Origin of the sequence: Marinimicrobium sp. UBA4509, assembly GCF_002388575.1 — a bacterium.
Lineage (GTDB): Bacteria > Pseudomonadota > Gammaproteobacteria > Pseudomonadales > Cellvibrionaceae > Marinimicrobium > Marinimicrobium koreense.
The window spans coordinates 7,310-18,665 of record NZ_DGMV01000035.1 but is presented as its reverse complement, the minus strand read 5'-3'; the positions used below and the strand labels follow the sequence as shown (position 1 = coordinate 18,665).

General features: G+C 57.3%; 12 protein-coding genes and 1 pseudogene. All 13 read left to right on the top strand.

Annotated elements, in window-relative coordinates:
* Positions 1–56 precede the first annotated feature (56 nt).
* Positions 57–866, top strand: coding sequence for a PP2C family protein-serine/threonine phosphatase (locus B3520_RS05035; protein WP_024462228.1), 810 nt, complete (start codon positions 57–59; stop codon positions 864–866).
* Positions 867–894: 28 nt separating this feature from the next.
* Positions 895–3,423: a bifunctional serine/threonine-protein kinase/formylglycine-generating enzyme family protein gene (locus B3520_RS05030; protein WP_286806270.1), complete on the top strand. Its 2,529-nt coding sequence runs from the start codon at positions 895–897 to the stop codon at positions 3,421–3,423.
* A gap of 14 nt (positions 3,424–3,437) precedes the next feature.
* Positions 3,438–3,632: a hypothetical protein gene (locus tag B3520_RS05025; RefSeq protein WP_286806272.1), complete on the top strand. Its 195-nt coding sequence runs from the start codon at positions 3,438–3,440 to the stop codon at positions 3,630–3,632.
* A gap of 15 nt (positions 3,633–3,647) precedes the next feature.
* Positions 3,648–4,265 (top strand): MotA/TolQ/ExbB proton channel family protein, encoded by a 618-nt coding sequence (locus tag B3520_RS05020; RefSeq protein WP_024462231.1) that lies wholly within the window; start codon positions 3,648–3,650, stop codon positions 4,263–4,265.
* Between the two features lie 4 nt (positions 4,266–4,269).
* On the top strand, positions 4,270–4,779 hold the full coding sequence (locus tag B3520_RS05015) for an ExbD/TolR family protein (protein ID WP_286806273.1): 510 nt from the start codon (positions 4,270–4,272) through the stop codon (positions 4,777–4,779).
* Entirely contained in the window at positions 4,776–5,279 is a 504-nt protein-coding gene (locus B3520_RS05010) for an ExbD/TolR family protein (protein WP_286806274.1), read from the top strand. The genes B3520_RS05015 and B3520_RS05010 overlap by 4 nt, the downstream gene beginning before the upstream one ends.
* Before the next feature lie 5 nt (positions 5,280–5,284).
* Entirely contained in the window at positions 5,285–6,232 is a 948-nt protein-coding gene (locus B3520_RS05005; RefSeq protein ID WP_286806344.1) for an AgmX/PglI C-terminal domain-containing protein, read from the top strand.
* A gap of 344 nt (positions 6,233–6,576) precedes the next feature.
* A complete protein-coding gene (locus tag B3520_RS05000; protein ID WP_024462235.1) occupies positions 6,577–7,059 on the top strand; it encodes an Hcp family type VI secretion system effector in 483 nt (160 codons plus the stop codon).
* A gap of 124 nt (positions 7,060–7,183) precedes the next feature.
* Positions 7,184–9,166: a type VI secretion system Vgr family protein gene (locus tag B3520_RS04995; protein WP_286806276.1), complete on the top strand. Its 1,983-nt coding sequence runs from the start codon at positions 7,184–7,186 to the stop codon at positions 9,164–9,166.
* Between the two features lie 24 nt (positions 9,167–9,190).
* Positions 9,191–9,739 (top strand): hypothetical protein, encoded by a 549-nt coding sequence (locus B3520_RS04990; protein WP_170162934.1) that lies wholly within the window; start codon positions 9,191–9,193, stop codon positions 9,737–9,739.
* 11 nt (positions 9,740–9,750) lie between these two features.
* Positions 9,751–10,746, top strand: coding sequence for a DUF2169 family type VI secretion system accessory protein (locus tag B3520_RS04985; protein WP_286875542.1), 996 nt, complete (start codon positions 9,751–9,753; stop codon positions 10,744–10,746).
* Between the two features lie 16 nt (positions 10,747–10,762).
* Entirely contained in the window at positions 10,763–11,143 is a 381-nt protein-coding gene (locus B3520_RS04980) for a DUF4150 domain-containing protein (protein WP_123639272.1), read from the top strand.
* Between the two features lie 7 nt (positions 11,144–11,150).
* Positions 11,151–11,356 (top strand): annotated as a pseudogene (locus B3520_RS04975) (hypothetical protein); the annotation flags it as partial.

Here is an 11,356-nt window from a genome sequence, read left to right as displayed (position 1 = left end):
GTGGCGGGACTGGCAGTGGGAGCAGCCGTTCGCACCGTGCCCCAGGGAGCTCAGGGATGCTTGATACCCAGACCCGGCCGCAACCGGTTGATACCACGTATCGGCGCCCCATTCACTGGCGCTGCCAGCATGCGACCCATGCCGGCGCGGTGCGCAAGTTGAATGAAGACGCGGTGTTTGCGTGCGCTGATCATAACCACTGGGCGGTGGCCGATGGCATGGGCGGTCACGAGGTGGGCGACCTGGCCAGCCGGGAAATCGTTCAGGGTCTCGCCCAATTGCACTTGCCCGAAGCGTTGGCTGAATCGGTGGATCGGGTTGAAGACTGTCTGCAGGGGGTAAATCAGGGGTTGCAGAACTATGCCCGAATGGAGCTCGACGGCGCCACGATCGGGAGCACACTGGTGCACCTGATGATCCGCGGTCGTATCGGGGTGGTGCTCTGGGCGGGGGACTCCCGGTTGTACCGTTTTCGCAACGGAACCCTCACGCAATTGAGCCGGGATCATAGCCAGGTAGAAGACATGGTGGCCATGGGCCTGATCAATCGCGAGCAGGCCCGAGTGCATCAGTGTAGCAACGTGATTACGCGTGCGGTCGGAGTGGAAGAGCATCTGCAACTGGATATGCGCCTGTTTGATGTGCGGCTCGGTGACCTGTTTCTCTTGTGCAGCGATGGACTTCATGGCGTGATTGAAACCGAGACCATCGCACGAATCATGGCCGACCGGGATCCTGACCTCTGCGCTCAGGCACTGATTGATGTCGCCTTGCGCGCGGGGGCGCCGGATAACGTCTCGGTGGTGGTGATCAAAGGCGAGCCCGGAAAAGTAGACAGTTCCAATGGACGGCAATGCGCTCAATGAGAACGTTGAGTCAGGAAGATGAAGGGATATGACTGAAACCAGGGACACTAAAACGCGGATTGCGCCGCGCGCAAAAACCCCACCCGATGCCACCGTGTATACCCCGAGGAGCCGATCGGAGGAAACGCCTGCGGCGAGTGACAGAACCCGCTATCAGGCGCCGCCGCGTCGTCGTGGATCGGATGCCACGCTGGTGGATCCGAATCCGCCCACCGTCGTCGCCAGACCGACCAAACCCAAAGCGGCCGCTTCCCCGAAGCGCCCCTCGGGTCATCATGGTTTACTGAAGCGCCGGTTTTTGCTGGAGGACATTCTGGGGGCCGGTGGTATGGGGGTGGTCTACAAAGCCAAGGATCGGCTGAAAATCGAGGCCCAGGATCGTGACCCCTATGTCGCGATCAAGGTGTTGAGCGACGAGTTCAAGGCCCACCCGGAAGCGTTCATCGCCCTGCAGAGAGAGTCGCGCAAAACCCAACGTATCGCGCACCCGAATATCGTTAACGTACACGATTTCGACCGGGATGGCGACACGGTTTTCATGACCATGGAGTTTCTCGATGGCAAGCCGCTGGACAAGTTGTTATCCCAGTATCGTTCCACCGGATTGCCCCATGAAGATTGTCTGAAGATTCTTGAAGGCGTGTGTTCGGCATTGATCTATGCCCATGCGGAAAACATCATTCACTCGGATCTGAAGCCGGGCAACATCTTTGTCACCCACCGAGGCATTCCCAAGGTGTTTGACTTTGGTATTGCCCGCGCGGTGGCCAAAGCCGAGCGGTCCGATGATTCGGAAGACGATAAAACGGTTTTTGATGCGGGGAACCTTGGCGCTCTGACCCCCGCTTACGCGAGCCTGGAGATGCTTGAGGGCGCTCCGCCCGATGCGCGTGATGACCTCTACGCGCTCGGGTGCATTGCCTATGAGCTTTTTGCCGGCGAGCACCCGTTCAACCGGGTGCATGCCGACGAGGCGGCCCGTCAGAAGTTGAAACCGAAACGCCTGGTGGGTATTCCCAAAAGCCAGTGGCGAGCCATTGAGCACTGTCTGGCTTATCGCCGAGAGGATCGGGTGGCGTCGGTTCAGGCGTTCTGGAATGCCTTCGTGCACCGGAAAGTGGCGATTGCCAAATACGCGATCGGCGCGCTGATTGTGGTGACGTCAATGGCGACCGCCGCCTATCAGTATCGGGACCAGTGGATTCCACAGTTTTCCGAGCAGGATGTGCGGTTGGAAATCGAGCAGCGACTCAGACTGGAAATGAAGCAGAACGAGCTGACCGAACTGTTGACCACACTGACCTTTTCTTCTCAATGGGAGCGTCAGCTCTGGCAGAGCTATACCGACTTGCAGGATCTTTTGGGTGAGAGCGATCAGTGGCTGGAAGGTCAGCGTGCGTCCATTTACAAGGCGTATCTGGAAAAAATTGATGAGGAAATTGAAGCAGGCGCCCTGGAGCAGGCCCGTGCCCGGCTGACCAATGCCCGGCGCTACAGCGATGACGAAGCCGCGCTCGATCGGCTGTCCGCACAGATAGACAGCGCACTTGAGCGGGCCCGGCTCGAAGCGAAGCAGCAGGCCGAGGCGCGCCGAGCGGCGCAGGCTCTGGCGCAGGAACAGGCACGCAAGCAGGCGGTTCAGGAAAAAGTCAATCGCGAGTTCGATAACGCACTGGCCAACGTTGATCGACAGCTTGCCTGCCGACAACAGCTGAATATGGATGACCTGGCCATTGCGGTCAACAAGTTGCAGGAGTTGGACCCGGGTCGATACCAGCGCGAGCAAAGCCGGATGATCGGCGCGCTGGCATCCTGCATCGAAACCATTGGCGCTCGCTTTCCCGACCGGGCCCAGACATTCAAGCAGCATGCCATGCAGATTTTTCCGCGCAGTGCCGCCATTGCCGGCATCGCCATAGAACCCAAAGACCCCTGTGACGCCTCTCTGGCCGGAATGGGAGGCCGAGGCCCGCGCGCGGGGTGTCGGGATACCTTGCCGGGCGCGGGGCTCGGTCCGGACATGGTGGTGGTCCCCGGGTTTGCGGGCCGGCCTGCTTACGCCATTGGTCGTGAGGAGGTGACCGTTGGGGACTTCAATCGCTTCTGTCGCGCATCAACGTGTGAGGTACAGCAAGAGCAATCCCGGGACAGACCCGTCACTGACATCAGTATTGAGCAGGCGAAGGCTTACGCCCGCTGGCTCAGTGAACAGACCGGTTACCGTTATCGGCTGCCAACCTACGAGGAGTGGCGCCATGCTGCCCGAGCGGACGGCGCCGAGCCGGACCCGAACCGCAACTGTCTGTTCTCCTCCCGGGGTATTCAACGTGGCGGTTCCATGGTCAAAGCCAGCGTGGGTGGGCAGAACCGCTGGGGCCTGGTGAATCATCTGGGCAACGCTCAGGAGTGGGTCCTCAGCGGGGGAGCGTTATCGGTTGCCGGGGGGCACTACGATACGCCGATGGATGAATGCCAGGTGAGCTGGCAGAAATCACACGATGGCCACCCGGACACCTATACCGGTCTGCGCTTGGTCAGACAGCTTAAAAACCGCTAAGAGACTCGAGCGATATGACCGTGGATGTGACAACTCTGATACAGCAGCTGCACCAGTTGGTAGACGACTACAACCAGCGATCGGTGTCGTTGGCGGAGTATCGGCTGAAGCGCCGCCACCTGTTGCTGGCCATCGATTCAAATGTCAACGGTCGGACCGCACCAGAAAGCGCGACCGACGATCTTGTAACTCAACGGAAACATCATTAACCACAGAGGCTTGTTATGGAATTTGTCCGTTTTTTTCAAGTGGGTGGCCCGTTCATGTGGGCGATCCTGTTCATCATGGCGGCGGGGCTGGCGATTACCCTGGATCGCTTCTTTTACCTGTCCAAAACCCAGAAGTCGGTCAATCGGGTCTGGCTCAAGTTGGCGCCGATGCTCAAAGCCCAGGATTACGAGCGGGCCTCACAGTCGCTGACCGACCTGAAAGACCCACTGGGACGGATTCTGAGTTACGGCTTTTCCCGTTTCAAAGGGAACCCCAGGCGCGAGACGGTCGAATCCGCGATGGAGGAGGGCGTAATGGAAGTGCTGCCGGAGGTTGAACAGCGTACCCATTACCTGGCAACGCTGGCCAATGTGGCCACGCTGCTTGGGCTGCTGGGCACCATCATTGGCCTGATTCAGGCATTTACCGCTGTGGCCGAGGCGAACCCGGCGGATAAGGCGGAGATGCTGTCGGCCAGTATTTCGGTGGCGATGAATACCACGGCCTTTGGGCTCTGCGCCGCCATTCCGCTGTTGCTGTTGCATTCCTATCTTTCCACCAAAGCGGCGCGAGTGGTCGACAGTATTGAAACCGCCGCGGTCAAATGTCTGAACTTGATGATCAGGGAGTAAAGGCATGCGCTTTCGTCGCAAGCGTCAGGTTCAGGAGGCCGCTGAGCTGAACATCACAGCGTTCATGAATCTGATGGTCATACTGGTCCCGTTCTTGTTGATTACGGCGGTTTTCTCCCGGATGACCGTTCTGGAGTTGAATCTTCCGGGGCCGCAGACGGAGCAGGAATCCTCGGAACAGCCGCTGGATCTTCAGCTCCAGTTGGTGGTGTCGGACGATGACCTGGTATTGCGGGATGCCAACATCGGCGTGATTACGCGTCTGGAACGGACGGATGATGAGGACCAGTGGCGCCAGCTTCGGGAGGCACTGATTGAAATCAAGCAGCGCTTCCCCGATGAAACCGCGATTGCCTTGCGACTGGCGCCGGGCGTTTCCTACAACACCCTGATACAGGTGATGGATCGGGTCGGGAGCACGCAGCAGGTACAGCTTGGTACGCTCGAACGGGTCGAGCTGTTTCCGGACATATCGCTGGGTGATGCGCCGACGGACAGGGAGGGTTCGGCATGAAATCTCTGAGTCGACGGGCCCGCCGTATTCAGCGCAACCAGAAGTTGCGCAAGTCGCCGGGGCTGAATCTCGTGTCACTGATGGATATCTTTACCATTCTGGTGTTTTTCCTGCTGGTCAATGCATCGAGTGACAGTGAGCTGCCCAGTCAGAAAGTGATGAAACTGCCGGATTCCACCGCCGGGCAACCGCCCGAGGAAACTTTACGGGTATTGATCTCGCGAGAAGCCATACTGGTGCATGGCCAGTCGGTGGCGAAACTGGAGGAGGTGACCAAAGAGGGCGACGGTGTCATTGAGCCTCTGCGGGAAGAGCTGGCCTACCGACTGTCGCTGTCTGCCGGTGGTGAAAACGACACCCTGACGGTGTTGGCCGATCAGTCTGTCCCCTACGAAATCATCAGGCGGGTGGTGGAAACCAGTCGGGTTCTGGAATTTCGCCAGGTCGCCTTCGCCGCCAGTCAGATCTCCGACCCTGCGGAGGAGGCGAGTCAGTTGTGAGCATCATGATGCAGACCGCCCCCCGTTATCAGGACCTGGTCATCCAGTGGCAGCCCGGTCGATCTTCGGCCAATCACTATCGCTGGTGGCTGACCGGCTGTGTCGGGTTGGCGCTGGCAATCGCGTTGACGTTATCGCTGGTTGAGGTTCCGGAAAAGCAACGCATGACCCGATCGGATATTCCCGAGCGGGTGGCCCGCTTTATGCTCGAGCAACCCAGTGATCCACCGGTTAAGGCGCAGGAGGAGGTGAAGCCCAAGCCATTACCGGTGGCTGAGCCAAAGCCCCTGGTCGAGCGGGAGCGAGAGCGACCCGCCGTGCAGGAACCTGCCAACGAAGCGCAGCGTGAGGCCCGGGAGCAGGCGCAGCGCAGTGGCCTGTTGGCGCTCGGAAATCAATTGGACAGCCTGATGGATACCTCTGAGGTGGATGACTGGGTGGACACCGAAGGCAAAGGTGGCGCCGATGCCGGGCAGACGGCCACGGGTTATGGCGACGGTGATCTGGCATCAGCCGCTGAGCGAACGGGCGCACATGATGTTGCCGCAGTATCGGCCGGAGAGGGTGGCAGTGTATTGGCGCGACGCGATCTTGCCAACCTGGAGACTCCGCTCGTCGAGGACCGGGCGGAAAATCCGGAGCGCCGGGACAGTTTCGCGCAGACTGGGCGAACGAACGAAGAGGTCAGCCTGGTTTTCGATCGCAATAAAGGCCTCCTGTACTCACTCTACAACCGTGCACGTCGGCAGACGCCCGGGTTGCAGGGGCGTCTGGTGCTGGAAATAACCATTGAGCCTTCCGGTGAGGTGACCGAAGTGGCGATTGTTTCCAGCGAGCTGGACGATCATCGTCTGGAGCAGAGAATCAGGGCCCGCGTTTTACAATTTCGTTTCGAAGAACGAAGCGCACAGACCATTACCATCATCTATCCGATCGAATTTCTTCCGTCGTGATGAAGCTGATTTTTACGACACTGCGGTAGGCAGATTTTATTTTGGCGTGGTAATGGTCTTAAGACTATTTTTTGTACGGCAAAAGTGGAGAACCAGTTCACATAAAAATCCCGTATTTAAAGGATTTAAGTGATGCGATTCTCGCTATCGAAAAAAAACATTCTGTTTTTGCGAGACAGGTTGTTGGTGGTCAGTGAATTGGCTATCATTCGTCCCGGGTACCAGGAATGCGAAGTTTATTCCGAGTACTTTTTTTATCGCGTGTAAAGCGGCAGGGAAAGTTGCTCGGGTCTGAAGGCTTCCAGGCCTGATGTCCATAAACAGCAAACGCAAGGAGACTAAAAATGGCAATTTATCTTGAGTATGAAGGCATCAAAGGAAACGTAACAGCGGAGGGTTATAAGGACCACATTGCTGTTCAGTCCCTTTCTTTCGGTGTTGGTCGCGGCATCTCCATGGAGCCCGGCAACCTGTCCAACCGCGAAGCCACTCGTCCTACTGTCAGTGAAATCACCTTGACCAAGGTGGCGGACAATTCGGCCACGGCACTTTTCAAAGAAGCCGTTACCGGATCCGCAGGCAAGAAAGTCACCATCAAGTTCGTCCAGACCGGCGCTGATAAAGTCGTCGAGTATATGGATTACGTGCTGGAAGACTGCCTGGTCAGTGGTTATCAGATTGCAGGCGCTGAAGATGGCGACCCGGTAGAAACCATTTCTTTGAGCTTCTCGAAGATCATGGTCAACTACAACGACTTCGATAAGACGAACAAGTCCTCTAGTCCACAGCGCGTGGGTTACGACTTGACCACTGCGAAGCCGCTGTAAGTCAGGTCGGGCCTTGCGGCCAGACCGCAGGGCCCACTCAGCGAATATCGTCCCGCCTGCAAAGGGAGGGATACAAGGAACGATACCGTGCCGTTTGGTGCGCGGCTAACAGGTTGCTAAGTCTATGGGGCAGCTTACTCAGGAAAACCGCCAGGTCGCCATCAGCGACTTTTCATTGGGGTCCGATACCTTTCTCGTCAAGCGACTTTCCGGAAAAGAGAGTGTGTCCGGGTTGTTTGAGTTTCATGTCACTTTGATGTCGGAAAAGCTCGACATCAGAGCTGATGATGTCATGGGGAAGTTGGGTCACGTATCGCTTAAAAGCGAGAATGGGCGGGAGTTTTCCGGACATATTGCCCGTTTTGTGGCCGGAGAGGTTCAGGGAAATAATCTCAGAACCTATGAAATTGTGCTTCGCCCATGGTTTTCGTTTCTTCGCCACACGGTCAACAATCGAATTTTTCAGAACAAAACAACGAAAGATATCGTTTCACAGATTTTCTCCGAGCAGGGGTTGCAGGATTTTGACTTTCGTGCGCAGCCGGGAAGCACCCGTGAATACTGTGTGCAGCGCAACGAAAGTGACCTCCATTTCGTATGCCGGCTGCTGGAAGAAGATGGCATTTCGTATTTTTTCGAACATGCCGGAGGAAAGCATAAACTGATTCTGGTAGATCAGGCCAGCGCCTTTCCTGCCTTGGGCGAGAGCCAACTTGAGTATTCCCCGGGTTCCAATCCGGGCGCTCGAATTCATCGCTGGCAACACCGGTATCAGTACCGCACCGGCCAATGGACATTGAACGACTTTGATTTCAGCACACCGGAAAAATCCCTGCTGAACAACAGCCAGGGGCAGAACGGCTTTGCCCACAATGGTCAGTTTGAGCACTATGAATACCCCGGCTTCTACCACACCGGTGACGCGGAATCTGTGCCGAGGATGCGGATGCAGGCAGAAGAGCTCGATCGCAGTGTCGTCTCCGGTTCTTCGGATTACCCTCAGATGGTTGCCGGCGGGAAGTTCACCTTGGCCAAACACGAGTCGAGCCTGGAGAAAGGTGCTTATATTCTCCTGGAGGTGCACCACGAAGTGGTGGAGGACACCCAGACCACCGGGGAAGGCCAGGCTCAGTCTTATACCAATGATTTTATCTGTGTTCCGGCAGACACCGCTATTCGTCCGAAGGTCGTACACCAACGCCCGGTAATGAAGGGGCCGGAAACGGCCTGGGTCGTGGGGCCGGAGGGAGAGGAAATCTATATTGATGAGCTGGGGCGCATCAAGGTCAAATTTCACTGGGACCGTGATGATGAGCGCCACGAGAAGAGTTCCTGTTTCCTTCGTGTCGCCCAGTCCTGGGCGGGTAATCAGTGGGGTTCCTCGTTTATCCCGCGTATTGGTCAGGAGGTGGTGGTCGATTTCCTCAATGGCGACCCGGATCGACCGCTGGTCACCGGCTCAGTCTACAACTCGAAGAATCGCCCGGTATATACCTCGAAGACCCAAAGCGGGATTAAAACCCGCTCTACTCAAAAGGGTACCTCGGACAATTATAACGAGCTTCGCTTTGAGGATAAGAAAGGGGCGGAGCAGATCCTGCTACATGCCGAAAAAGACTACGACGTCGAGGTCGAAAACAATCAGACACTCACTGTCGACAATGACCGAACGAAAACGGTCCGTAATGATGAAACGAGTCTGATTGAGAACGATCGGACAAAAACCGTCAACAATAATCAGAGCGAAACCATCGGCAAGGATAAGTCGATAGACGTCGGGGAGAATCACCGGGAAACCATTGGCGCCAGTAAACAGCTGGAAGTCAAGAAAGACCACACCGAAACCATCGGGAACAACATGGTGATTTCGGTCAAGAATAACCTGACGGAAAGCGTTGAGGGTGAATACCGGGAGTCGGTGACCAAACAGTATGGTTTGAGCGCCAAGTCCATCAGTCTACAGGCTGATGATGAAATTACCTTGAAAACCGGTTCGGCCATGATCCAGCTGAAAAGCAACGGTGATATCACGATCAGTGGGGCCAATATCAATGTCAAGGGTTCCGGCAACGTCGTGCTCAAGGGCAGCAAAGTGACCAGCAATTAACCCTTTGTTTTTTGGAGGCGCAGTGTGGCGAGTGAATACGAACAGTTGGCAGATCCGGTGCGGTGCACCGAGGACGCGCCGGCCGATGCGCCACAGTTTTCTGCCCCAGAGGGGGCCTGGTTGGTGGGTACTCTGGCGGGGTTTACGGAGCAGGGGGCGCCCGAGGTAAGCGTCGTTGTCGACGGGCAGCGGTGCAGTCTTGTTACCTTGCCGGCCTTGCCGGTCTCGCGCGCGGATCTTGGTCGTCAGGCCGTGGTCAAGAACGCCACTGGTGAAGTCACTACTCCTTTGCTGATGGGGTTTGTACACACACCGTTAGAACTGACTCTGGAGGCCGGGCAGGGCGATAGATCGGAGCCCCGTTCCCGGCAAGCGCAAGCGATGTCTGTGGAAGTGGATGATGCACCGGCGCGCGACCTGGTAATGGAAGGGCAGGAGAAGCTGGTGTTGCGATGCGGTTCTGCCAGCATCACTTTGACGGAGGCGGGGAAAATCATCCTGCGTGGCCGACATCTGGTGAGTCGTTCCGAGGGCGTGAATCGCATTCTCGGTGCCTCCATCCAGATGAACTGAGTGCTTCGATCATGTTGCAGCTGAATAACCGCACACCCTTTGAGGCGGAGCTGACGGCCCTTAACGATGAAACCGGCGTGGAGACCTTGTACGTCATTGTCAAAGCGAGCTTTACGGAGGGCTGGATGCTCGCCGATGAACCCGTTCCGGTGTGGCGAGCAGACGAGTATTACGGCGAGCCGCATGAGTCCAGTTTGCGTTACCCCAGTGAAATTCACCTGGGGAAAACCGCTACGGATATCCTGGTGGAAGGTGACGCCTGGGCGCCCGGCGGGCGTCCGGTAAGGCAGTTGCCAGTGACGGTATCGGTGGGGCGGGTGAGCCAGTCACTCATGGTGTTCGGTGACCGGAGATGGGATCAAGGCCAGATCTCCGTGGCCGACCCGTTTGAGCGAATGCCGCTGACATGGGAGCGGGCGTACGGCGGCTCGGTCGCCGAAGGCGATCGCCGGCGGGTTTACAGCGAACGAAATCCGGTTGGACGATTCGCCAGTGCGCAGTGCACTGATCGCTCAGTGGATGGGGAGCTGATTCCGAATATTGAGCACCCGCAGGCGCTGCTTCGAAACCGGGACGATAGTCCCGAGCCGGTCGGTTTGGGCCCGGTGGCGCCGCACTGGCAACCGCGCACCCGGTTCGTTGGTACCTACGATCAACAGTGGCGTCTTCGCCGCGCGCCCTTTGCGCCGGAGGATTTTTCCCGGCGCTTTTTTAATGTGGCCGCTCCCGGCCTGGTGTACCCGGGCTGGATGCGCGGCGGTGAGCCGTTCGAACTGACCGGCATGCATCCCGATGGGGCATGGACCGGACAGTTACCTGAGGTTCCTCTTTCGGTCAGCGCTCACCACGGGGGGCGTCAGGAGCCTCTGTCGGCCCGATTGGAAACACTCTATTTTCAGCCGTTCAAGCGCACAGTGAGTTTAACCTGGCGGGCCAGTTTGAGTTGTCCGCGCGACGTGCTGAGCGTGGAGTCAGTGACGGTCTCAATGACCCGACAACCCCGGTAAACAAAGGAATTGAATGATGGCACAAACGACCTTTGCCAATGGCCGCGGTATTGCCCATAAGGGCAGTGGCGGCATGAGCACGGTATTTCCCGATGTCTGCAAAACCCCAGTGGGGTCTTCCGTCGTACCGATTCCCTACCCGAATATCGGCCGCTCGTCGGATACCGCAAAGGGCCCCAAATCCGTCACGCTGGACGGTCAGATGCCGATGGTCAAAGGCGCCATTTATAGCAAGAGCGCGGGCGATGAAGCCGGAGTCAAAAAGGGAATTATCAGTGGTAAGCACAAGGCCGAATGCGAGTACATGATGTACTCCTTTGACGTCAAAATTGAGGGTAAAAACGTCTGCCGCATGGGTGATCCCCTCTACCATAACAAGAAAAACATCATGGGGTAGATCAGGGATGACCGCTGCTATTACCGCTTTCCCCAATCCGCTTTCGGGGTTTGAGTCACAGTTTGACGACTGCGTTGAAGAGGTTGCCTTTCTCTGGTTGTTGCGCTCGCGGGCGTTGATTCAACCGCACTACCAAACCTCCGACCTGGCCGAACTCGAAAGCCGTATTGACGCCCAGCTGTTCGCCCTGGCGCAGGCCCCAGAGCGAGCCTG

Bases quoted from the DNA above. Each gene is read 5' to 3' on its own strand.
- B3520_RS05010 (WP_286806274.1), top strand. From the start codon at position 4,776: ATGAAATCTCTGAGTCGACGGGCCCGCCGTATTCAGCGCAACCAGAAG.
- B3520_RS05030 (WP_286806270.1), top strand. From the start codon at position 895: ATGACTGAAACCAGGGACACTAAAACGCGGATTGCGCCGCGCGCAAAA.
- B3520_RS04995 (WP_286806276.1), top strand. From the start codon at position 7,184: ATGGGGCAGCTTACTCAGGAAAACCGCCAGGTCGCCATCAGCGACTTT.
- B3520_RS05035 (WP_024462228.1), top strand. From the start codon at position 57: ATGCTTGATACCCAGACCCGGCCGCAACCGGTTGATACCACGTATCGG.
- B3520_RS04985 (WP_286875542.1), top strand. From the start codon at position 9,751: ATGTTGCAGCTGAATAACCGCACACCCTTTGAGGCGGAGCTGACGGCC.
- B3520_RS05025 (WP_286806272.1), top strand. From the start codon at position 3,438: ATGACCGTGGATGTGACAACTCTGATACAGCAGCTGCACCAGTTGGTA.
- B3520_RS05020 (WP_024462231.1), top strand. From the start codon at position 3,648: ATGGAATTTGTCCGTTTTTTTCAAGTGGGTGGCCCGTTCATGTGGGCG.
- B3520_RS05000 (WP_024462235.1), top strand. From the start codon at position 6,577: ATGGCAATTTATCTTGAGTATGAAGGCATCAAAGGAAACGTAACAGCG.
- B3520_RS04980 (WP_123639272.1), top strand. From the start codon at position 10,763: ATGGCACAAACGACCTTTGCCAATGGCCGCGGTATTGCCCATAAGGGC.
- B3520_RS05015 (WP_286806273.1), top strand. From the start codon at position 4,270: ATGCGCTTTCGTCGCAAGCGTCAGGTTCAGGAGGCCGCTGAGCTGAAC.
- B3520_RS05005 (WP_286806344.1), top strand. From the start codon at position 5,285: ATGATGCAGACCGCCCCCCGTTATCAGGACCTGGTCATCCAGTGGCAG.